This is a genomic window from Thermosynechococcus sp. HY596, assembly GCF_030518715.1.
Classification (GTDB): Bacteria; Cyanobacteriota; Cyanobacteriia; order Thermosynechococcales; family Thermosynechococcaceae; genus Thermosynechococcus.
The window spans coordinates 1,128,395-1,150,442 of the sequence record NZ_CP130346.1; the positions used below are offsets into that span (position 1 = coordinate 1,128,395).

Annotated in this window: 19 protein-coding genes; 11 read left to right on the forward strand and 8 right to left on the reverse strand. The window is 53.9% G+C overall.

From position 1 onward, the window contains the following. The first annotated feature begins 2 nt into the window (after positions 1-2). Entirely contained in the window at positions 3-1,328 is a 1,326-nt protein-coding gene (locus QYC28_RS05740; RefSeq protein WP_302679990.1) for a (Fe-S)-binding protein, read from the forward strand. On the opposite strand, the gene QYC28_RS05745 is transcribed toward QYC28_RS05740, so the two are convergent. The 3 genes from QYC28_RS05745 to QYC28_RS05755 are packed head-to-tail and all read right to left on the reverse strand — an operon-like array spanning position 1,325 to position 3,922. After that, complete coding sequence (locus tag QYC28_RS05745; protein WP_149818992.1) at positions 1,325-1,759, reverse strand: hypothetical protein; 435 nt, start codon at positions 1,757-1,759, stop codon at positions 1,325-1,327. The genes QYC28_RS05740 and QYC28_RS05745 overlap by 4 nt on opposite strands. Before the next feature lie 27 nt (positions 1,760-1,786). Continuing rightward, the gene (locus tag QYC28_RS05750; protein WP_149818994.1) at positions 1,787-2,158 is read right to left on the reverse strand and encodes a hypothetical protein; all 372 of its coding nucleotides are present in this window, start codon (positions 2,156-2,158) and stop codon (positions 1,787-1,789) included. 54 nt (positions 2,159-2,212) lie between these two features. After that, complete coding sequence (locus tag QYC28_RS05755) at positions 2,213-3,922, reverse strand: AarF/ABC1/UbiB kinase family protein (protein ID WP_149818996.1); 1,710 nt, start codon at positions 3,920-3,922, stop codon at positions 2,213-2,215. 357 nt (positions 3,923-4,279) lie between these two features. On the opposite strand from QYC28_RS05755, the gene QYC28_RS05760 reads away from it, so the two are divergent. Both QYC28_RS05760 and QYC28_RS05765 read left to right on the forward strand, forming a co-directional pair. Further along, positions 4,280-6,205 (forward strand): DICT sensory domain-containing protein, encoded by a 1,926-nt coding sequence (locus tag QYC28_RS05760; protein WP_149818998.1) that lies wholly within the window; start codon positions 4,280-4,282, stop codon positions 6,203-6,205. Positions 6,206-6,253: 48 nt separating this feature from the next. Then, positions 6,254-6,979: a segregation/condensation protein A gene (locus QYC28_RS05765; RefSeq protein ID WP_149819000.1), complete on the forward strand. Its 726-nt coding sequence runs from the start codon at positions 6,254-6,256 to the stop codon at positions 6,977-6,979. On the opposite strand, the gene QYC28_RS05770 is transcribed toward QYC28_RS05765, so the two are convergent. Then, positions 6,976-7,827 carry an inositol monophosphatase family protein gene (locus QYC28_RS05770; protein ID WP_302679991.1) on the reverse strand — a complete coding sequence of 284 codons (852 nt, stop codon included), beginning with the start codon at positions 7,825-7,827 and terminating at the stop codon, positions 6,976-6,978. The genes QYC28_RS05765 and QYC28_RS05770 overlap by 4 nt on opposite strands. Before the next feature lie 6 nt (positions 7,828-7,833). Then, on the reverse strand, positions 7,834-8,226 hold the full coding sequence (locus QYC28_RS05775) for a 2Fe-2S iron-sulfur cluster binding domain-containing protein (protein WP_149819004.1): 393 nt from the start codon (positions 8,224-8,226) through the stop codon (positions 7,834-7,836). A 141-nt stretch (positions 8,227-8,367) separates the two neighbouring features. Here QYC28_RS05775 and QYC28_RS05780 point away from each other — a divergent pair, with 141 nt between their 5' ends. Next, complete coding sequence (locus QYC28_RS05780) at positions 8,368-8,916, forward strand: DUF1269 domain-containing protein (protein ID WP_149819006.1); 549 nt, start codon at positions 8,368-8,370, stop codon at positions 8,914-8,916. A gap of 232 nt (positions 8,917-9,148) precedes the next feature. Next, entirely contained in the window at positions 9,149-10,921 is a 1,773-nt protein-coding gene (locus QYC28_RS05785) for a hypothetical protein (RefSeq protein ID WP_190278253.1), read from the forward strand. Here the strand turns inward: QYC28_RS05785 and QYC28_RS05790 are convergent. Then, on the reverse strand, positions 10,918-11,760 hold the full coding sequence (locus QYC28_RS05790; RefSeq protein ID WP_190278254.1) for an acyl-CoA desaturase: 843 nt from the start codon (positions 11,758-11,760) through the stop codon (positions 10,918-10,920). The genes QYC28_RS05785 and QYC28_RS05790 overlap by 4 nt on opposite strands. Positions 11,761-12,431: 671 nt before the next feature. On the opposite strand from QYC28_RS05790, the gene QYC28_RS05795 reads away from it, so the two are divergent. The 4 genes from QYC28_RS05795 to ntcA all read left to right on the forward strand — a co-directional run bounded on the left by QYC28_RS05795 (position 12,432) and on the right by ntcA (position 17,677). Then, a complete protein-coding gene (locus QYC28_RS05795) occupies positions 12,432-15,158 on the forward strand; it encodes an MGH1-like glycoside hydrolase domain-containing protein (protein WP_302679992.1) in 2,727 nt (908 codons plus the stop codon). Positions 15,159-15,526: 368 nt separating this feature from the next. After that, on the forward strand, positions 15,527-16,186 hold the full coding sequence (locus tag QYC28_RS05800; protein ID WP_286669048.1) for a hypothetical protein: 660 nt from the start codon (positions 15,527-15,529) through the stop codon (positions 16,184-16,186). Positions 16,187-16,192: 6 nt separating this feature from the next. Next, on the forward strand, positions 16,193-16,837 hold the full coding sequence (locus tag QYC28_RS05805; protein ID WP_302679993.1) for a DUF2834 domain-containing protein: 645 nt from the start codon (positions 16,193-16,195) through the stop codon (positions 16,835-16,837). Positions 16,838-17,011: 174 nt separating this feature from the next. Beyond that, entirely contained in the window at positions 17,012-17,677 is a 666-nt protein-coding gene (gene ntcA, locus QYC28_RS05810; protein ID WP_190278317.1) for a global nitrogen regulator NtcA, read from the forward strand. Here ntcA and QYC28_RS05815 read toward each other — a convergent pair. Continuing rightward, on the reverse strand, positions 17,674-19,290 hold the full coding sequence (locus QYC28_RS05815; protein WP_302679994.1) for a cyclic peptide export ABC transporter: 1,617 nt from the start codon (positions 19,288-19,290) through the stop codon (positions 17,674-17,676). The two genes, ntcA and QYC28_RS05815, sit on opposite strands and share 4 nt — an antisense overlap. Continuing rightward, positions 19,287-19,514 (reverse strand): photosystem II assembly protein Psb35, encoded by a 228-nt coding sequence (gene psb35, locus QYC28_RS05820; protein WP_149819022.1) that lies wholly within the window; start codon positions 19,512-19,514, stop codon positions 19,287-19,289. The genes QYC28_RS05815 and psb35 overlap by 4 nt, the downstream gene beginning before the upstream one ends. A 162-nt stretch (positions 19,515-19,676) precedes the next feature. On the opposite strand from psb35, the gene QYC28_RS05825 reads away from it, so the two are divergent. Beyond that, a complete protein-coding gene (locus QYC28_RS05825; protein ID WP_302679995.1) occupies positions 19,677-21,011 on the forward strand; it encodes a TIGR03279 family radical SAM protein in 1,335 nt (444 codons plus the stop codon). Between the two features lie 73 nt (positions 21,012-21,084). After that, on the forward strand, positions 21,085-22,047 hold the full coding sequence (gene hemC, locus QYC28_RS05830) for a hydroxymethylbilane synthase (RefSeq protein ID WP_302679996.1): 963 nt from the start codon (positions 21,085-21,087) through the stop codon (positions 22,045-22,047). The last annotated feature ends 1 nt before the right edge of the window (position 22,048 follow it).

Sequence of the window (22,048 nt, forward strand, 5' to 3'; positions counted from 1 at the left end):
GAATGACTGCAACTGATCCTGTGGCTGGCTTTGATGCGCAGTCACCCCCTGATCCACACCTGATTGATGCCTGTGTCCACTGCGGGTTTTGCCTCTCCACCTGTCCTAGCTATCGGGTGTTGGGTACTGAAATGGACTCTCCCCGTGGTCGTATCTATCTCATGGATGCCATTCATGAGGAACAGGTGCAACTGGCGGATGTCGTACAGCACTTTGACTCCTGTTTGGGTTGCTTGGCCTGTGTCACCACCTGTCCATCGGGGGTTGAGTACGATAAGTTGATTGCGGCCACGCGGGTTCAAGTGCAGCGCCATTATCAGCGGCCTGTGGGCGATCGCTGGTTGCGGCAGTTGATTTTCCAAACGCTGCCCTATCCCCAACGGCTGCGTGCCCTCCTGTGGCCGCTCTGGCTCTACCAAAAACTCGGCTTGGCACATCTCGAAAAGCGGCTGGGACTCCTGAAACGGCTCTTGCCCAAGTCCCTTGCGGCCATGTATCAAATCCTACCGCCCCTTTCAGCCAAAACATTTCGCGATCGCTGGCCTGAAGTCGTGCCTGCCCAAGGGAAACAGCGTGGCCGCGTGGGGGTGATTCTTGGCTGTGTCCAACGGCTCTTTTTGCCGGAAGTTAATGAAGCCACGATCTCCGTCTTAAGTGCCAATGGCTTTGAGGTGGTGCTACCGCCACAACAGGGGTGCTGTGGTGCCCTGCCCCATCACCAAGGGGAGGAGGATCAGGCGCAAACCCTTGCACGCCAAATGATTGACTGTTTTGCAGCGGCCAAGGTGGATGCGGTTTTAATCAACGCCTCGGGTTGTGGCCACACCCTCAAGGAATATCATCGCCTTTTGGCTGCCGATCCAGAGTACCGCGATCGCGCCCGTGACTTTGTGCAAAAGGTGGAGGATGTGCAGGTCTTTTTGGTCAAACAGGGCTTGGTGACACCGCTCCACCCCTTGGGCGATCGCCCCTTGACCTTGGTCTATCAAGATGCCTGCCACATGATCCACGGCCAAAAAATTCGCCTTGAACCGCGGCAACTGCTGCGACAAATTCCCCAAGTGCAACTGCGCGAACCCCTCGATGCAGCCCTGTGCTGTGGCAGTGCCGGGGTTTACAACATTCTTCAACCCGATGTGGCGGCGGAATTGGGACGCCAAAAGGTACGCAACCTGCTGAATACTCGCCCTGATGTCATTGTCTCAGCCAATGTGGGCTGCAGCGTGCAATTGCGGCAGTATCTCCAAGAGCAGAGTAGCTCCGTGCCCATTTACCACCCGATGCAACTGCTAGACTTGGCGATTCGTGGTGAGCAGCTTCCGTCCTAGGCTATATCCGGGGGGGCACTGAGGATTGCGCGCACTTGAGCTAGTAACCATTCTCGCCCCACTTCCCAACCTCGTTCGCCATCCGCCTCAAGGATCATCAGGCTATCCACTGGCTCTGCCGCCAACAGTTGAAACAAAAGGGGAATAATTGGCATGGGAACTGGGATCACTTGTTCATCACAGGCCTCTTGAGCCATGGCTTCACTACCATAGGCGTGGATGACGTTTTTTTGCTGGTGGGGGGGGTGCTGTTCCTCAAGGGTAATCACCTGCCACTGGCCATCGGGGGTTTGTAGGACGTAGTAAACCGTTTGCCCGTAGCGCTGGGCTTCCTCGTAGAGAATGGGGGCGATCGCCTGTACCGCCGCCACAGTCGCAGGGTCATCGGGGGCGTTGGCAATCAGTTCATCCACTTGGGTCAGTAAATCCACAACGCCTCCTTTAGGAGTTATAAAAAACTATTCCTTGGCCTCAAGGGCATCGAGATCAAGGGCACGAGAGCCACCCGTACTTAAAATCGTCAGCACTTTCCCCAGTTGATACCACACCAAAAGGGCGGTGGCGATCGTCAGCACAAAGGCAATGACCATACTCAGCCCTGCACCAAAGCCATAGGTCCACAATCCCGCCATCAGGAAGAGCCAGATACCAATGGAAATCCCCAAGTAGGGCAACTGAAGTTGGGGGCCGCGCAATTGACTCAGAACGCGGGTGGAGCGACTGCGGTTCCATTCTTGGACGCTCTGCTTGAGGGTGGCTTCAAAGGCTTTACCACTGGTCAACCCCATAAAAATACCCGCCAGTAGCAAGACAATGGGTGGATCAAACACGGGATACCTAATCCTTCTTGGACACTCAGGAACGTTGATAACCGCTGCCAACCCTTAGCTGGCCACCACCAAGGAATTGCTGTCTTCTTCTTTACCGAGCGTGTGGGAGACAGAGGCCTTGAGGGCTTCCCATGCCACATCAATCAAGAAGAGCGGACGCAGATCAGACTTGACCAAATTCCAAAGGCGTTGCACCTCTTCGGTGTGGAGACGGTCATCTTCGGTTAACGCTAGCACAATTTGCCGCCGCAGGTACTGCCCCTCCTCAGAAAAGAGATACTGCAAGCCCAAGGTGGCGGTTGGCGCGAGGTTAAAGTGCTGATCCTGCCGGGCGATCGCAATTAGGTTTTCCAGGCGTTGCCACTGAAGACGACCATCCTTGAAGAGGACATCCAATAACCGTCGCCGCAGTTGGGGCGATTCTCCTTGCAGCAGACGCCGTGCCACATAGGGATAGCTGACATCAACAATGCGGAAGTTAGGGTTGAGACACAGGGCAATGCCCTCTTGGGTGACTAGAGAGCGAATGATTAGGGCAAACTTAGCGGGAACCCGGAAGGGATAGGCATACATCAACTCGGAGAAGCGATCGGTGATCACTTTGAAGTTGAATTCCCGCACACTGGAGCCAATCACCTCCTCAAAGACCGACTCAAGGGCAGGGATAATCGGCGTAATATCCGTTTCCGGGGTCAAAAAGCCCAGTTTGACAAAGTCCGTCGCCAAGGCTTGATAGTCCTTGTTCACCAAATGAACGACGGCATCCACCAAGGATTCTTTAGTGCTCTCCTCCAGTTGATCCATCATGCCGAAGTCAATGTAGGCCATCCGGCCATCCGGCATGGCAAAGAGATTGCCGGGATGGGGGTCGGCATGGAAGAAGCCAAATTCCAAGAGTTGCCGCAGTCCTGAAATCACCCCCACCCGGATCAGCTCATCGGGATCAACGCCCGCCGCCACCATGCAATCGGTACGGGTGAGCTTAATGCCATGGATCCACTCCAAGGTCAGCACATGCTCACTGGTGTACTGCCAGTAGATTTTCGGTACCTTGACCGTGGGATCATCGCGGAAGTTGGCAGCGAATTTCTCGGCATTGCGCCCTTCATTGAGGTAGTCAATTTCCTCGTAGAGCTTGCGGCCAAATTCATCGACAATGTCCCGCAAATCATGGCAGAGGTTAATCGGTAGCCAAGGCTTGACCCACTGCACCAAAAGACGGATCAAGAAGAGATCGCGGGTAATCACGGGCAAGAGGTTGGGACGCTGCACCTTGACGGCCACTTCTTCACCACTGTGGAGTTTGGCTCGATAGACTTGGCCGAGACTGGCGGCGGCCACCGGTTGGGGTGAGAATTCGGCAAAAATATCCCCTAGGTTTAAGCGCAGATCCCGCTCAATAATGGCAATAGCAATCTCATTGGCAAAGGGGGGCAACTTGTCCTGAAGGAGCGTCAGTTCTTCGAGGTAGTCGGGACAAATCAAATCGGGGCGAGTGGAGAGGGCTTGACCGACTTTAATGAAGGTTGGGCCTAAACGGATCAGGAGTTTGCGCAGTTGCATTGCTCGCAGGGGACGCTGACTTTCCTGTTGCCCTAGCCACTTGTCCCACTGCAACAGCAGCCAAAATGTCAAGAAAGATACCGAAATGTTAACGAACCGCCAGATAACTCGCCAAGGATGTCGCCAGTAGTAGCGGGCGATCGCCTCAGGATCATACCGACGATGACCAGCACTAGGGACAGCAGAAATACGGGCAGTCACAGCTTTTTCACCTTATTCTCTGAAACCCAACTTACTACACCCCTCTTGCCTTGCCATGGGTGTTTCCACGGAGCGCTTTTGGGAACACTGTAAGCAACCATTGCAATGATGAGGATTTTGTTGATCCCCGGTGCTAGAGGAGCTGATCTTTTTGGGTTTGCTTAAATATAGTATAGAAAACTACACATAAGCCCTGCCAATCAATAAAATTCTTAACAAAAGTTTAAGATTGGAGGTTCCAGCAATTCAGCCGTTGGTTGACTTAGGTACAGCCGCTCGAACTGAATTTCAGTAGGTTCGCTGGTGCGGATTTGCCGATAATGGTACCGTAGGGCATCTTCTTATTCACACCCTTCCATGGCCAACAGGATCATTGCCACATCTGTTCTTGAGGAGTTGTTGGCGCGGTTGCCTCGCTTGCGATCGCAACTGTACTTCAAGACATCGCTGACGGCGCTTTCCCATGCAATGGAGGATCAGGTTTTGGCCAACGAGGATGCGCCGATTATTATTGCCTGCTTTCAGCGGGAACGCTTTTATCGTCAAGAAGCCCATCGCTACCGCCGTATTGCCACCAAGTCCCACCACGTTTACGTTTTGGCTGCCCCGGAAACCGAGTTTAAGAACTGCTCGGGAGACTATGAAACGGTTGCCTTTGATCCCGCCGATGCCCTCAGTCAAGAATGGCATTTGACCGTCTTGGGCAAAAATTACAGCACTTGCTTGGTCTGCCGCGAAGTCCAGCGATCGCCCGCCAATCGCTTAGATGTGTTGCCGCCGATGGATGCGGCGCGTCGTTTTGAGGGCATTTGGACCTTTGATCGGCAGGTGGCAGCGACAACCGCTGAAATCCTCCTCAACCGTATTCGGGAGTACCGCCCTGAACTGAAGGAGAAACTCAAGGAAGGTCGGGCATGGGTTGAGACCTATCGCCAAGTGGCGGGGTGCAATAGTGATCCTGCCCCTTTTGCCGATCGCCTAGTGACCTATCTCCAAGCCGGCCAGTACAAGCAAATCAAGGCCTACCGCCAAATTGCCATTCAAGAGCGCAAGGAACGCCTCACCAATGCAATTACCACGGCGATTCGCAACTCCCTTAATCCCACAGAAATTCTCACTCGTGCGGTGGCAGAACTAGGGGAAGCCCTCAAAGGCGATCGCTGTCTCATTTACCGTTGCCGCAGTACCGATACGCGGGTGCGCATTGAGCACGAGTACACCAGCGGTGCTCTACCGCCATTGCAGTACCAGTATTGGCCCGTGAGTGAGCACCCCTACACCCAGCAGGCACTGGCACATCAGCAGGTCATTCAGGTGGATGATGTGGCCGCTGATCCCCACTACGAGGCGACCCGTTTCAAACCCCTCGAGGCCGCCGGCGTCAAAGCCCTCCTACTGGCACCTGTTCTCTATCAAGGGCGACTGTTGGGCATTGTTGAACTGCACCGCGGCGAACCGCTGCCGTGGCACGATATGGACGCAGAATTAGTGGAGGCGATCGCCACCCAAGTGGGGGTTGCCCTGATTCAGGCGGAGGCCTACGCAGATCTGGAGGAACTCAACGCGCAACTGGAGGCCTTAGATCGCACCCGCAGTAATCTCATTGCAATTACGGGTCACGAACTGCGCACGCCCCTTTCGACAATCCAAGTCTGCCTTGAAAGCCTAGCCAGTGAACCCGATATGGATCCAGAACTGCGGCAGGTGATGCTGAGTACCGCCTTGGCCGATGCTGAGCGCATGCGGAAACTGATTCAGGACTTCCTCACCCTCTCGCAGTTGGAAAGTGGCCGGGTGCAGTGGCGACCGGAACCCCTCCCCCTCCAAGAACTGGTGGACCTAGCCCTCAGTAGTCTGCGCACCCCCAAGGATCAACTACCGACCATTCGCACAGTCTTGCCCAAGGAATTGCCCTTGATCCGAGCAGATGGCGAATGGCTAGTGGAGGTGCTCTCGAAGCTACTCGATAATGCCTGCAAGTTTACGGAACAGTCGGGTCAGGTTTCCATTGCTGCCAAGCCTCGTCCCGATGGTCTATTGGAAGTGACGGTTGCCGATACGGGGCGCGGTATTGAGCCGGATCGCTTGGAAACGATTTTTGATCGCTTTTATCAGGAGGAGGGAGCACTGCGGCGCTCTGCGGGTGGGACGGGCTTGGGTCTCGCGATCTGTCGCCAGATCATTACCAATTTGGGGGGACAAATTTGGGCGGAGTCGGCGGGGCGCGATCGCGGCAGTGAGTTTCACTTTACGATTCCCATTGCTGAGCCTTTTTCTGGATAGGGGCTGCCAAGCCTCCTAAGATAGACAACAACGAGTGGGCAGCCAACCATGAGCCAATCCTTTGCCGATACCGCCATTGACATTTTGATTGACTTGGCCGAGCGGGGGGAAATTGACCCTTGGGATATTCAAGTGATTGAGGTCTTCGATCGCTGTTTGGCGGAGTTGACACGGCGGGGGGAACCCAATCTCAGTGAATCAGGGCAGGCCTTTTTGTATGCAGCGATGCTGGTGCTCCTGAAGAGCGATCGCCTAGTTGCAGTTGCTGAACCGATGCCCGAGGAAACAGAATTCGCAGAGCCGCCAGAGATCAGTGAAAACCAGTCCTTTGTGGTCTTGCCCCATGCCCTAGAGCAGCATTTGCATCGTCGCCCCGTGGCTCCCCCCCAACAACGGCGCCGCGTCACCCTTGAGGAATTGATTGCCCACCTGAAAACCATGGCCGTTCAGAACGACCGTGCAAAGGTGCTGCGGCCGCATCAACCGCGGCGGCGTCGCCCTCCCACAACCCTCAAGGCAATTACCCAACTGGCGCACCAAGAAAACCTCACGGAGATGGCTAACGAAGTAGAAAGTCTCCTCGGAGAAATGGCTCCCGAAGGGACATGGCTAGACTTCCAAGTGCTACTGCAGCGCAAACCCGATCCTGTGGGGGTCTTTTGGGCGCTGCTATTCCTCGCTGCCCAGTCTAAGGTGGATCTCCAACAAACCAATTTCTATCAACCCCTACAGGTACGGACGTGTTTAGCTGAAGCGATACGCCTAGAGGCCTAACCTCCCTCTGGCAGAAACGAAAAGCCCAAGGGCTTTACCCGCAGGAGTGCCTCACTCAGGGCAGTGTGGAGATACCCATTCGTCGCTAAAATCCGCCCTGATGTCAGTTGAAAAGGGGATTGATCGTAGGCAGTGACGACGCCCCCAGCTTCACGAACAAGGACTACACCAGCGGCCAAGTCCCAAGGGGAGAGACCCCGTTCCCAATAACCATCAAGGCGACCACAGGCAATGTAGGCCAAGTCAATGGCTGCCGCCCCACCCCGCCGTACCCCTTGGCTGAGATGGGTGAGGTAGCAAAATTCTGCATAGTTGTTGTCTTCGGTTTCACGGCGATCGTAGGCAAAACCCGTGACCAAAAGACTATGACTCAATTCTGCAGTGGTGGAAACCCGAATGGGCTGGCGATCGCGGGTGGCACCGAGGCCTGTAGCAGCGCGAAACAGTTCGCGATGAAAGGGATCATAGACGACACCAACGTGGGGTTCCCCCGCCACCAGAAGGGCAACAGACACTGCACTAAAGGGGTATTGATGGGCATAGTTGGTGGTGCCATCCAGAGGATCAATCGCCCACAGAAATGGATTATCCTTCAGTCCCGAAAGACCCGATTCCTCCGCGAGCACCGCATGGTCTGGACAATGGCGATGAATTACATCCAGTACCGCCGTTTCCGACTGGCGATCGGCCACCGTGACGAGGTCACCAGAGCGCCCCTTTTCCTCAATCTCACTCAGTTTGCCCCAATAGTGCTGAAGAACCGCGCCGCCAGCCAGGGCCGCCTCTGTGGCAATTTCCAGATAGCGCTGCCGCTCATTCTCCGGCAGTGGGCACTCCACTCCTGTCATGGCTGATTAATCCTCATCGAGGGGCAGACCCAACTGGACTCGCCCTTTACCAAAGTAGCGGCCAAACTGCAGCTCATAGACCTCATCCTCATCTTGGGTTTCCACCTCAAGGTCAGAGCGGGCATAGCTGACACACAATAGGGCATAGCCTTGGGCTTGCAGGGCGGGGGAGAGTCCCATGGCTTCGGGTTGATAGACATGGCCAGAGAGAATGCGCACGGCACAGGTGGTACAGGCACCGTTACGACAGGAAAAGGGCAACTCAAGGCCTTGGCTCTCAGCGTATTGCAGGATATAGCGATCGCTCGGAACAGTAATTGTGTACGTCCGCGTGGGTAGATCCCCCGGCTTGAGGGGACGCACGTGAATGGTCACTGTGTAGGTTTGTGGCGTGCTCATGGTCTCGCTATCTTACCGTGAAAAGGGCTGTCAAAGACCTTGCTTCGTCCCTTAGCTACAATACCGCAATCCCAACCTGCTAATGACAATGCTAGGGTAGGAGCGGTTCTATGACCCACATTCGTAGGGAGACCTAAAGTTATGAGTACCTTAGTGGTCATTGCGTTTGATGATGAGTACAAGGCGAACGAAGTATTAATCCAGCTATTGAAACTCCAGCGTGAGCATCTCATTGACCTTGAGGACGCGGCTGTTGTCGTGCGCACCAAAGATGGCAAGGTTAAAATCAACCAGACTCAGGATTTGACCCTCCAGGGGGCCCTTGGCGGTGGCTTTTGGGGGCTGCTCATTGGTCTATTGTTCTTCAATCCCCTCTTGGGCTGGGCTGCGGGTCTTGTGGCGGGGGCGATTTCCGGCAAATTTACCGATATTGGCATTGACGATAATTTCATCAAGGAATTGGGACAAACCATTGCCCCCGGTAGCTCGGCCATCTTTACGTTGGTGCGTCAAGCCACACCCGACAAAGTCCTTGAGGAAATTGCTCCCTTTGGCGGTAAAGTCCTGCGCACCTCCCTATCAAAAGAGGATGAAGCCAAGTTGCAAGAAGCCCTTAACCGAGGCAATCCGGCGTCCCAATCGCCTGCCCCGAGCGAAGCGACAACCCCCAGTGAAACGGCGAACAGTTAGTTTGTTGAGTTTGTCTTGGGTCTAGCTCTCGCTCTAAATTGATTAGGATAATTTTGAGAGGCTCGGCCATTCCCTAGGTACAGCCCTTTTCCCAAGGATGGAACCCACGCAACACTGCGCAAGTGAGTGTCGGGCAACATTTCAGTTCCTTAACGCCTAAGAAAAGGGCTGTCACTGGGCATTGTGCTCACAGTTAGGGAGGCCAATAGGGAGTGTTGGGGAGTGGGAGACGGTGCAGGATCAAACTAAATCAACCGCAGTGATCGCGATCTTAAAACGCTTTGGTGGGCGATCGCGCCAACTTAACCATCTAATTCCCTTGGTTCAAAAGCAGTGGCGTGCCTGCCTACCTTGGTTGCAACACTGGCAAGTGGTGGCCAGCCTCTCCCTCCTCACCTCCGTCGGGATTTCCGGGCTATCCCTGTGGCTGCTGCTGCGGCAACCGACGACTCCCGGCAATTGTGATTTTGTCCTTTGGCCTTTGGCATCGGCCTCCTTTCGCCTCTACTGCGCCCAACAAGCGGCGGAGCGACACACCCTTGAAGATTTGCTCCATGCCATTGATCTCATTGATGACTTGCCCCGCGATCATCCCCTTGCCCCTGAGATGAATCGCCGCCTAGAAGCGTGGTCAGATCAGGTTTTGGCCTTGGCAGAGGTAGCCTTTCATGAGGGGCAATTAAATCGGGCGATTGCCTTTGCGCGGCGCATTTCCCGTGATGTCCAAGCCTATGCCAAGGTGGAAGAACGCATTCAGCGCTGGCAGGAAATTTGGCAAGAGGGAGAGGCCATCTACCGACGCGCCGAAGCCGCCTTAAAAAACCTCGAATGGCGAGAAGCTTTTCAAATCTCGCTCCAGTTGCAATTTGTTGCCTGTCGTTATTGGGCACAAGAGCAGTTTGGCGCCTTTAATGAGCGGATTATCCGTGCCCAACGGGAAGATCGGCAGTTGGATGAAGCCCGTGCCCTCATGGCACAGGGGGGAGCTGATAACTTGGCCGCTGCCATTGAAATTGTGCGGCGAATTCCCACCACCAGTGATATTTATCCCGGTGCGCGGCGATTGCTCAATGAGTTGGGTGAACAGTTACTTGCATCAGCAGTGGCGGCTCTGAATCGCTATGACCCCCAAGAGGCAAGGCGCATTGCTGTTTTAATTCCCCGTGATGTCAGGAGTGCCCGCAGCGCTGAGGATGTGGTGACGTTGGCAACCGCAGAAGAATTTGCCCAAGCGGGGATGGGTCAGGATATTGATCGGGCGATCGCCCAAGCACGAACGATTACGGCAGAACGCCCCCTCTACTTTGAAGCCCAGCAGGCCATTCGGCGCTGGCAAACAGATTTGCAGGTACTGCGAACCCTCGCAGAAGCGCAGGCCATTGCCCGTGGCGGCACGCTGGATCGCCTCTACCTTGCCCTCAACAGGCTCAACATTCCTTTGGCGGACGCGAGTCCCTATCGCCAAAACCAAATCCGCGATCAGCGACGGCTGTGGCAACGTCAAATCCAGATTACTGAGGATCAACCCCTGATCGATCAAGCCAATGCCCTTGCCCGCCAAGGCACCCCTGAAGCCCTGCTGCAAGCCCGCCAACTCCTTGAACAAATTCGTCCCCAGCGCGCCCTCTACGAAACGGCTCAAAATCGCCTCAAAGAACTCTTCCCCCCCGTTGCAACGGAAGCGGTGAGCTGGCAGCCTGACCCAGATATGACTCGCCTGAAGGAAGCCCAGCGCCGTGCTCGAGGGGGGCGCGATCGCGACTTTGCTGCTGCCATTGCCATTGCCCAAGAAATCTCCCCCAACTCCAGTGTCTATGCCACCGCCAACCAGTTGATTGTGCAGTGGGGCAATAATATCTTGGAGCAGGCGCGCTATTGGGTGGGGCGGGACAACCAGCAGGCGATCGCCACCGCCGAACTCATCCCCCCCACGCATCCCCTCTACCCAGAGGCGAGGGAATTGATCCACATTTGGCAAGAGGCGGAACCCCAGTACCCCTTTTAAGGGCTTTTATTGATTTGTGGGGCTTCCACGAGCCGCACCTTTTGGGCCAGACCAATCGCTTGCAGTGCCCGAATCGTGAGCCACGTAATATCAAATTCCCACCATTGCAGACCGTGACGTGCCGAATGGGGGTAGGTGTGGTGATTGTTGTGCCAGCCTTCGCCAAAGGTGAGCAGGGCAACCCACCAGCAATTCGTGGAGCGATCGCCCGATTCAAAGGTGCGGTAGCCAAATTTATGGGTGGCACTATTGACAAACCACGTGAGGTGATACACCAGCACAAGGCGGACAAAGATGCCCCAGACCACAAAGGGCAGTCCCCCCCACAGATACAGCAAGACCCCTAAACCCACTTGAATCGGCACAAAGTACTGATTCAAAAAGCGATAGACGGGGTCAGTGTTAATGTCCTTGGTGAGGCGTTCCACCTCTGCCTTGGCGGGCACCTCTTGGAGCATCCAGCCCATGTGCGACCACCAAAACCCCTTTTGGGAATTGTGCTGATCCAGTTCTTGATCGGAGTGGAGGTGATGGTTGCGGTGGAGGCCAACCCATTCAATAATTCCACCCTCACAGGCCAAGCTGCCGCAAAAGCCAAAAAAGTATTCCAGCCATTTCGGGCACTGCAAACTGCGATGGGTGATCAGGCGATGCCAGCCTAGGGTGATGCCAAGGCCTCCCGACACCCAATAGAGAACAACACACAACAGCACAGCCGGCCAGGAAAACAGCCCCGGTACCAATGCCAGCAACGCTCCCAAATGCACAATGCCCATAAAAAAAATCACCCCCCAATTGGGACGCAGGGGGCGCGCAGGCAACGAAGAAACAGATGTCATAAAACTCTCGAACAAATTGACAAACTCAAAGTGGAGTTGAGCCCTGTCGGCTGCTCCCCTAGAGCAAAGATGGTTACGACTGCTTTTTACCTAGATGCCTAGAGAAATGGCTTCCTAAACAACCTACGTTTAACGAGCAAACAACCAGCCTTTACATTCATTATAGCGGAGATTGGAGAAGACTTGTCCTCCCCCCGGCCTGAAAGCCGTAGATTCCTACAACACCACGCAGGGATGACTGCGCAGTCGCTTCGGCGAGTTCTAACCGCTGCTCGTATCTTTCCGGCATGCCCTGCCGTAGGCCACCTTGGGTTTCAGTGGCAATACCATGATTAGGATGCCTCCGCCATCCGCACTATCCTTCGCCGCCGGCATGAATGCCGAGGCTTGCCGCGCATCAGGTCAAGCAAAATCTGGGTCGGGTACTACTTCTTTCACGAAGACGCTCAACACTGCGACAACCCCTACTGTAGCGGATTGGATTCCCAGATGTCCCCCTAGTTCAGGAAAGGGCTATATCTGCCCTAGAAGGTTTCCAAACCTTAATGTTTTCTTTCTTGAGGAGTTAGGATACTTTGCTTATCCTCAAATCGCCAAGCTCTTTTTATAAGAGTTTCCGTTTGAGTTTGTAGGCATTTATAGAACTTTTGAGATAACAAGCGAGGTTAAAGATGGTTTTTTCTGTCAATCCTGAACTGGAACGACTCAATCAAGTTCATGGCCAAGCCAACCCTTGGAAATTTTGGGGACCTTACTTGAGCGAGCGGCAGTGGGGCACTGTACGGGAAGACTATTCCGCCGACGGCAATGCTTGGGAGTATTTTTCCCATGATCAAGCGCGATCGCGTGCCTACCGTTGGGGTGAAGATGGCCTCGGTGGCATTTGTGATGCGCAGCAACGGCTTTGTTTTGCCTTGGCTCTTTGGAATGGCAACGATCCGATTCTCAAGGAACGGCTTTTTGGCTTAACCAACAATGAAGGCAATCATGGGGAGGACGTTAAAGAGTATTACTTTTACCTCGACAGTACGCCCACCCATTCCTACATGAAATACCTCTACAAGTATCCCCAAGCTGCCTATCCCTACATTGATCTGGTGATGACCAACCGCCACCGCAGCCGCTTTGAAATGGAGTATGAACTCTTGGATACAGGGGTCTTTGAGGGCGATCGCTACTTCGATGTCTTCATTGAATATGCCAAAGCGGCTCCCAATGACATTTTGATTCAAATCAGCATTCACAATCGCGGCAACGAAGCTGCCCATTTGCACGTTCTGCCCACCCTCTGGTACCGCAATACGTGGAGTTGGACACCGGACAAGGTTCTCGCCAAACCAGAACTGAAGCAAATGGATGCAACATTAGTGCGCGCACGCCATGAGGAGCTAGGAGAGTATGAATTTGTGAGCGATCGCGCAGTGCCCTTCCTCTTCACTGAGAACGAAACCAACTTTGAGCGGCTCTTTGGCCAGCCCAATGCCTCGCCCTACGTTAAGGATGCCTTTCACCGCTACCTGATCAATGGCGAGCAAAATGCCGTCAACCCCGGCAAAGTCGGCACCAAGGTGGCTGCCCACTATCAAGTCACAGTTCCCGCCCAAGGGGTTGAGATCATTCAACTACGCCTAGCATCTGCCCAAAGTAGCCCCCTCAGCTTTGGCAATGCCTTTAGCGATCGCCTTAACCAAGCCCGCACCGAAGCGGATCTCTTCTTTGATCACCTCATCCCCAGTGACTGCACTGCTGATCAGCGCAATGTGGTTCGTCAAGCCTTTGCCGGCATGATGTGGACAAAGCAGTACTACTACTACCCTGTCAAGCAGTGGCTGGAAGATAAAGCACTGCCCCCCGATGTGGAAGAGCGCATCGTTACCCGCAACAAATCGTGGTTCCACCTTGAAAGCGCCGACATTATCTCCATGCCCGACAAGTGGGAATATCCTTGGTTTGCCGCTTGGGACTTAGCCTTCCACTGCTCGCCCTTAGCTCTGATGGATATCGACTTCGCCAAAGAGCAGCTTAAGCTGATGGTGAATGAACTGTATCTGCACCCCAACGGTCAAATTCCCGCCTACGAATGGAACTTTAGTGATGTGAATCCGCCTGTGCATGGAATTGCCACGTGGCAAATCTATCTCTTGGACAAAGCCATGAAAAAAGGCGAAGGTGACTTGGCCTTCCTTGAGAGTGTCTTCCACAAGCTCATGCTCAACTTTACGTGGTGGGTCAACCGCAAGGACTCCCTCGGCAACAACGTCATGGAAGGTGGCTTCCTTGGTTTAGACAACATTGGCGTCTTTGACCGCAGTGCGCCCCTACCCACCGGTGGTGTTCTTGAGCAGGCGGATGGTACGGCTTGGGTGGCAATGTTTGCCCTCGATATGCTCTCTATGGCGCTGGAGCTAGCACAGCACAATCCCGTTTATGAGGATATTGCCTGCAAATTCTATGAGCACTTCATTTACATTGCCGGGGCGATGGATCGCATTGGCGTCCAGAAAGATGAACTCTGGGATGAAAAGGATGGCTTTTACTATGACCTGCTGCGGCTGCCCGATGGTCGTGCCCAGCGCCTGAAGGTACGCTCGATGGTGGGATTGCTGCCCCTGTGTGCCACTGCCATTTTCTCGGAAGAGTTGCTGGACTCCCTACCCACCTTTAGGGAACGCATTGCTGCCTTTAATGCCCGCCACCCTGAGCTTTTAGCCAACATTAACCCCATTGATCGCCCGGGTGTGAAAAAGCGGCGGTTGCTCTCCCCCGTCAACGAGGCCAAACTACGGCGGATTCTCACCCGCATGTTGGATGAGAGTGAATTCCTCAGTGACTATGGCATCCGTGCCCTCTCTCGTCACCACTACGATCACCCCTATATTTTCCAACTCGGCCGCGAGGCCTATCGCGTCAGCTATGAACCCGGTGAATCCACCACCGGCCTCTTTGGCGGTAACTCCAACTGGCGTGGTCCCATTTGGATGCCCGTGAACGCGCTCTTGGTGCAAGCTCTCCGCAAAATGTATGGCTATTACGGCAACGAGTTTACGGTGGAATGCCCCACCGGTTCAGGGCGCTGGCTCAACCTCTGGGAGGTCTCGGCAGAAATTGCCCGCCGCTTGGCCAGTATCTTCCTCAAGGATGAATCGGGGCGGCGACCACTCTATGGTGCCACCGCAAAATTCCAAAGTGATCCCCACTGGCGTGATCTAATTCTGTTTTATGAATACTTCCATGGGGATAATGGCGCAGGACTAGGTGCGAGTCACCAAACCGGCTGGACGGGTCTGATTGCACGGATCATCATGGGACTCAATGTTCTCGACGCCGATGAGGTACTGGAGAAAGGACACTTGGCTGTGGTCTCGAAACGCTTAGCGGAGTTGGTCAGCGCCAGCTAGCACCTGATTAAGGCTGAAGCGTATTGTGATAGGGGGGGCGATCGCCCCCTTTTTTAGGTCAAGACTTGGCCACCCCCACAAAAATCTAAAACTCGGTAATCCTAGCTGATTTTAGTTCTATTGAATTTGCCAACGTACAAGTAAATTTCCGTGAAATTACTGGCCAAACAGCACCCCCCATTTTTTACACTGATAAACAGGAGGAATGAACTCACTTTTGCCTAAAGTTAGTTTCTACTGCTGCTGGAATCTGCTGCAGTAAGTGTAACGTTTACATTTTGCAATACAGCCAGAGAGATGTTAAGCTAATTTACAAAAGTTTACATTCCGCCTGTGTTCCACATTGGCTTGATTTGAGGTTCAGATTTATGTCGCTCACACCCATGACCCGCTATTACATTCGCCGTCTCCTTGCAAAGCGTGCTGAATCCCTTGGGTTGACCGTGAGTGGTACCGAAAGTGACAGTCAAGCCTTTGCCGATCAATTGGCACGCCTAGAATCCTTGGCGGCAACTAAGTTGGCAGAAATTGATCTCATTGTGCGGATGCACCAAACCCTCAGCCGCAACGGCCAAACCTACAATAGCTACCTCGCCAATCTGGAACAAAAACTCTTTGCCCTCATGGGTCTGGGGGGACAGCCTCGCGAAGAACTGACAGACATTACCCTGCCGCAGCTTGAAGAAACAAAAGGCGCCGCAGCAAAAGCCCTCACCTTGGCGGAAGTGCTAGAACACTTTAACAAAATTGGCGACATCGCCCAGAAATACCTTGGCAAGATGATTGTGGCCAACTATTGGCGGGGGACTCGTCCCTACAGCAGTTGGTTCGCTGACTTTACAGTGACCAATGATGGTCGTGTGGTTTGTCAATCCTACCAGTCCACCCGCGATGTGTTTCTCAGTGAGGAGCAGCTAGAGCACTTGCAAGGTTGGCTAGAGGCCTTTATCCGCCAGTGCCAGCGAGTGCTGCCGCAATTTACGAAGCAACTGCAAAAAGCGGGGGTACCCGAAACGGTTTTAGCTTAGGGCGGTATGCGGATTTTCTTTGCGGTTCTGTGGCTGGGATTGATTGTCTATAGCTTTGGTTTTGCACCCCCCGATCAACTGCAAACACTGACACTCATTCAACGGCTAGCAACGGGAGACTGGCAAGGCATTAACCCCCTCATTGTCAGTCTTTTTAATTTGATGGGCGTCTGGCCACTGATTTACACCGCATTACTGGTGGTGGATGGTCAAGAACAGCGATTTCCCGCGTGGCCATTTGCGGCTTTTAGTTTTGCCGTGGGTGCGTTTGCCCTGTTACCTTACTTCATCCTGCGCCAGCCAGCACCGATCTTCAGCGGAGAACTCAATCGGGGGGTACGCCTTTGGGAATCACGGCTCACTGCCGTTGTCATTGATTTATTGGCTATGGGCTTTCTTGGCTATGGCTTGGTCGGCGGCGATTGGCCAGACTTTTGGCAGCAGTGGCAAACCAGCCGCTTTATTCATGTGATGGGCCTAGACTTTTGCCTCCTGTCGTTGCTCTTGCCGGTGCTACTAGTGGATGACTGGCAACGGCGAGGGCTGGAAAAGTCACCGTGGCGCTGGTGGAGCCTTGTCCCCCTCTTGGGAGCATTAGGGTACTTGCTTTTGCGCCCACCCTTAATTCTCTCGAAAAAAAGTGTGGCATGATACAAAAAAATGCCCCTGAATTGGTTTTACTAATCTGTCAATGCTGAACTCTTCACCCAGAGCAAGATTCGCTGGCGTTGAAAGAGTTGCATTGTTGGGGGGATATCAATGCCGACAGCACCCTATGCGATCGCCACACCACCCGTTAAACCACCTTGGATTGACACACGACTCATGAACAAAGATCAACCCTTAGCACCCGTCTTTCGCCACATGGCCAGTGGCCTGTTTCCATCCACCACTGAAACTTACGAACGCGGCAAAACCATTTTCTTTCCGGGGGATCCAGCGGAAAAGGTCTATTTTCTCCTCAAGGGGGCAGTGAAGCTCTCACGGGTGTATGAAGCAGGCGAGGAAATTACGGTGGCACTGCTGCGGGAAAATACCGTATTTGGGGTGCTGTCCCTGATTACCGGCACCCGCTCCGATCGCTTTTACCATGCGGTGGCGTTTACGAATGTGGAGCTATTGGCCGTTCCCATCGAACAGGTGGAAAAGGCGATGCACGAGGATCCCGATTTGCCGATGTTTATGATTCAGGGGCTGTCATCGCGGATCCTGCAAACGGAGATGATGATCGAGACCCTTGCCCACCGCGATATGGGATCCCGCTTGGTGAGCTTTTTGCTGATTCTTTGCCGTGATTTTGGGATTCCCACGAGTGCGGGAGTCACTGTGGATTTGAAGCTTTCCCATCAGGCGATCGCCGAGGCCATTGGTTCGACACGGGTCACTGTGACTCGCCTATTGGGGGAACTCCGCGATCAAAAAATGATCTCAATTCACAAAAAGAAAATCACGGTGCATAATCCGCTGATGCTGAGCCAGCAGTTTACCTAGGTCACGAGTTGGCCATAGTCGAGTTTGATCAGGCGATCGGCCACGTCAAAGTAGCGATCGTCATGGCTAATCACAAATACCGTTTTGCCCTGAGCCTTTAGCTCAGGGAGGAGTTGGCGGTAGAAAATATCCCGAAAGAGGGGATCTTGATCCGCTGCCCATTCATCAAAGAGGTAGGCGGGGCGATCATCAAGGTAGGCCATCAACAACCCCAAACGCTTGCGCTCCCCTTGGGAAAGAGATGTCGTAGAGAAGCGGTTACCTTCTAGGCAAACTTTGTGGCTGAGGCGCAATTTTTCAAGATATGCTGGGACGGCTGCTAGGCGTTCGGGGGACTCAATGCCCAACAATGACTCAAAAAGATAAAAGTCACTAAAAACGGTGGCAAAGTGTTGGCGATACCATTCGTAGTCCTCAGGCTGCAAACAGTGATCATCCACCCAAATTTCCCCCTGATCGGGAATGTAGAGTCCTGTAATAATTTTCGCTAGCGTTGACTTGCCGCTGCCGTTGCCACCGACAATAAAAAGGAGTTCCCCAGCCTCCACGGTCAAACTCAAAGGGCCGAGGGTAAAGGTCGCAGGTTCATCCCCATGGCCACTGCGGTACTGATGACGGATCTGCCGCAGAGAGAGGGTTTTCCAGCCAAGGGGAGGGAGTTCGCCTGTATCGTTGAGGTTTTGGCGCGGATCTCCAAGGCTCAGTTGTAGGGATTCCACCTTCTTGAGGGCAACGCTGGCACGACTAAATACCGGAATGGCATCAATCACCTGTTGCATCGGCAGCATGAGGTAAATGATCGTCAGAACATACCCTGAGAGAACTGTGGGTGTGGCTCCCAGCAAATGGGGCAGCGTAAAGAGAAAGAAGCCAATGGTAACAAAGAGCAGCAACTGCCCCCAACTGGCAGCAATGGCAAAGACCATGTACCCTAGCTCGTTTTGCTGCCGTGTTTTCTGAGCAGTGGGTTCCAATTCCCGATAAAAGAAGGCCAACCGCCGTTGCCGATTGAGCTTGAGTTCTTTGTTGCCCTCAGTGAGTGTCCGAAAGTGTTGAAAGAGGTGATCCTGTTGCTGCCGTGCCCGCTCTAGGAATTTGCGTGCTCTGCCCGCTAGAAACAAGTAGCTGCCAGTACCAATGACAATCAAGCCCACAAGGGCAAAAAAGAGGGGCGGCGACAACCAACCCATGTAAATCAGGCAGCCAATAACAATGGCAATGGCATTAAAAAGATTGGGCAGGACAGAAAAGGAACGGGAGACGGCATCCACGTCCTCTGTCAGCGTCGCAAGGAGTTGCGGATTGCCAATGGCTTCTAACTGGCGTAGGGGTGAAGCGAGAATCTGGCGGCTGAGGAGGAGGCGCATTTCATAAACCGCCTGTTGGGCAGCCCGCACCAGGAGCACTTGGGCGCTAAAGTGGGTCAGCAGTAGGAGCGTGCCGAGGAGAATAAATCCCCAAGGTAAGAGGCGCTGGAGGGCAGGGGTTTTTTGGAGGGCAGCATTGATCAGGGCAATGAGCGCAGCCGTACTGCCACCGTTGAGAAGGCCAGCGATCGCTGCCGCAACAATCGTCGGCCAAGCCGCCCGTAAAAGAATCCGAAAAAGCTTCACGAATCTGTTGTCTCATCAGGGGTGGGATTGGACTCAGACTCTTCGAGATTCAACTTGGGAATAAAACTGGGGCGATCGGCATTTTCCCAACCGGGGGGACGCTTCGAGTTGTACCATGCAATGAGGCCAATACTCACGGCCGCCACAAGACCCAGCAACAACACCCCATAAAAGGGGACAAAGTTACCTGCACCAACGGTAAAGCTAATCCCCAATGACCCCATTATCGTCCTCGTTAACATTTTTTAGAAATATGTAGAACACCACTATATCAACCCTATGGTTGCTTTGAGAATCCTGAGAGTTGGAAGCGGCTGTGCTGCCTAAGGTACAGTACAGGATAAAGAAGTTTTGCTGACTGTCCCCCCTCTTTTCAACAATCAACCATGAGCGATCGCGCCCTTCGCCCGGCTGTTGTAGCTGCTGTGGAACCCGGCTCTATTGCCGCTGAGTTGGGATTTGAACCCGGTGATGCGTTGGTGGCCATTAATGGCGATCGCCCCCGCGATTTGATTGATTATCGGTTTCTCTGTGCCGAGGAATACCTCACCCTCGAAATACTGGGCAAAGACGGCCAAACCTACGTTCTCGAAATTGAAAAAGACATTGATGAAGATTTAGGACTGGAGTTTACCACTGCCCTCTTTGATGGGTTGATGCAGTGCAACAATCGCTGCCCTTTTTGTTTTATTGATCAGCAGCCCCCCGGCAAACGGGAAAGCCTCTACGCCAAGGATGACGACTACCGCCTCAGCTTCCTCTACGGCAGCTACATTACCCTGACGAACCTGCTTCCCTCAGAATGGCAACGCATTGCTCGCTTGCGCCTTTCTCCCCTCTATGTCTCTGTCCATGCCACAGTAGCCAGTGTTCGCCAACGCCTACTGAAAAATCCACGGGCGGGGGAAATTCTGCAACAGATTCGCTGGTTTCAAGAGCAACGGCTGCAACTCCATGCCCAAGTGGTTGTCTGTCCGGGGATTAATGACGGCGAGTGCCTCGAGCAAACACTGCGGGATTTAGCCCAGTTCTATGATCCTGAAGAGCCAACCGTGCTCTCGGTGGCGGTGGTGCCCGTGGGACTGACCCGCTTTCGCCCTGCTGAGGATGAACTGATTCCCGTCACCCCTGATCATGCCCAAGCGGTGATTCAACGGGTACAGGCGCTCCAACAGCGGTTTGAACAGCAGTGGCAAACCCCCTTTGCTTGGCTAGCAGATGAATGGTTCTTGATTGCCGGATCGCCCTTACCCCCCGCCGCCCACTATCAGGACTATCCGCAACTCAGTAATGGCGTGGGAACGATTCGCCTGTTTTTAGAAGAGTTTGAGCTTCACGCCCAACAGCTTCCCCAACGCTTACCGCAGCCGCGTCATCTGAGTTGGGTGGTGGGTAATACCGTGGAACAGGCCTTTGCACCCTTGGTGGCTCGCCTTAACCAAATTGAGAACCTGCGCCTTGATCTCTATGCCCTTGCTAGCGACTATTGGGGACAGCAGATGTCCGTGACAGGGCTATTAACCGGCCATGATTTGATCTATCACCTGAAGGGCAAACCCTTGGGCGATCGCCTGCTTCTGCCCAGTCTGATGCTCAAGCACGATGAACCCGTTTTTCTCGATGATGTGCCTTTAGCCACTGTGGAGGAAGCACTAGGGGTCCCCATTCAAGTGGTCTCTGGTGGCGCGGCAGGGATTATTGCTGCTTGTACTCACCCCTAAAATGCCTGATCTTGCCCCTTGGGATCCCCGCAACCTATAATGGCTGGATGCTGTCCGCTGCACACTCAACGCTATGATTGCCACCTCATCCCGTCCGGTTCGCATTGGTTCCCGCAAAAGTCAACTGGCTCTCGTGCAAACGGAATGGGTACAGGCGCAACTGCAAGCCCACTATCGCGATCGCGCCTTTGAGGTGGTGACCATGACCACCCAAGGAGACAATATCCTTGATGTCGCCCTTGCCAAAATTGGCGATAAAGGCCTCTTTACCAAAGAGCTAGAACTCTCAATGCTGCGGGGTGAGACCGATTTGGCCGTTCACTCCCTCAAGGACTTACCCACCAAGTTGCCCGATGGTTTAGTTTTAGGCGCGATTACTGAGCGGGAAGACCCAGCAGATGCCCTTATTTTAGGTGCAAAATGGGCAGGACACACCATTGATACCCTACCTGAAGGCACGGTCATTGGTACTTCGTCACTGCGTCGCTTGGCACAGTTGCGCCACCACTACCCCCATCTCACGTTTAAGGATGTGCGGGGCAATCTAAATACTCGCTTGGCCAAATTAGATGCTGGGGAATACGATGCCTTGATTTTGGCGGTGGCTGGCCTGCGGCGTTTGGGCTTTGGCGATCGCATTAGCCAAGTCTTACCCGCAACAGTCTCCCTTTATGCCGTGGGTCAGGGCGCCTTGGGCATTGAATGCCGCGCCGACGATGCTGACATTTTAGCCTTGGTCAAGACCCTTGAACATCCAGAAACAGCAGCCCGTTGCCTAGCAGAGCGAGCCTTCCTACGGCAATTGGAAGGGGGCTGTCAAGTGCCCATTGGGGTGCATACGGTGATTGAGAATGGTCAACTCACCCTCACAGGATTGGTCGCCAGTCTCGATGGCCAACGCCTTGTCAAGGACAGTCTTACAGGAGATGCCGCCACAGCCGAAGAACTGGGGACGCGCCTTGCTTTGAAGCTGCGGGAACAGGGAGCCTCAGAGATTTTGGAAGAGATTTTTGCTACTGCCCGTCTCGAGCGTTAGT

Bases quoted from the DNA above. Each gene is read 5' to 3' on its own strand.
- QYC28_RS05740 (WP_302679990.1), top strand. From the start codon at position 3: ATGACTGCAACTGATCCTGTGGCTGGCTTTGATGCGCAGTCACCCCCT.
- QYC28_RS05760 (WP_149818998.1), top strand. From the start codon at position 4,280: ATGGCCAACAGGATCATTGCCACATCTGTTCTTGAGGAGTTGTTGGCG.
- QYC28_RS05765 (WP_149819000.1), top strand. From the start codon at position 6,254: ATGAGCCAATCCTTTGCCGATACCGCCATTGACATTTTGATTGACTTG.
- QYC28_RS05770 (WP_302679991.1), bottom strand. From the start codon at position 7,827: ATGACAGGAGTGGAGTGCCCACTGCCGGAGAATGAGCGGCAGCGCTAT.
- QYC28_RS05775 (WP_149819004.1), bottom strand. From the start codon at position 8,226: ATGAGCACGCCACAAACCTACACAGTGACCATTCACGTGCGTCCCCTC.
- QYC28_RS05780 (WP_149819006.1), top strand. From the start codon at position 8,368: ATGAGTACCTTAGTGGTCATTGCGTTTGATGATGAGTACAAGGCGAAC.
- QYC28_RS05790 (WP_190278254.1), bottom strand. From the start codon at position 11,760: ATGACATCTGTTTCTTCGTTGCCTGCGCGCCCCCTGCGTCCCAATTGG.
- QYC28_RS05795 (WP_302679992.1), top strand. From the start codon at position 12,432: ATGGTTTTTTCTGTCAATCCTGAACTGGAACGACTCAATCAAGTTCAT.
- QYC28_RS05800 (WP_286669048.1), top strand. From the start codon at position 15,527: ATGTCGCTCACACCCATGACCCGCTATTACATTCGCCGTCTCCTTGCA.
- QYC28_RS05805 (WP_302679993.1), top strand. From the start codon at position 16,193: ATGCGGATTTTCTTTGCGGTTCTGTGGCTGGGATTGATTGTCTATAGC.
- ntcA (WP_190278317.1), top strand. From the start codon at position 17,012: ATGAACAAAGATCAACCCTTAGCACCCGTCTTTCGCCACATGGCCAGT.
- psb35 (WP_149819022.1), bottom strand. From the start codon at position 19,514: ATGGGGTCATTGGGGATTAGCTTTACCGTTGGTGCAGGTAACTTTGTC.
- QYC28_RS05825 (WP_302679995.1), top strand. From the start codon at position 19,677: ATGAGCGATCGCGCCCTTCGCCCGGCTGTTGTAGCTGCTGTGGAACCC.
- hemC (WP_302679996.1), top strand. From the start codon at position 21,085: ATGATTGCCACCTCATCCCGTCCGGTTCGCATTGGTTCCCGCAAAAGT.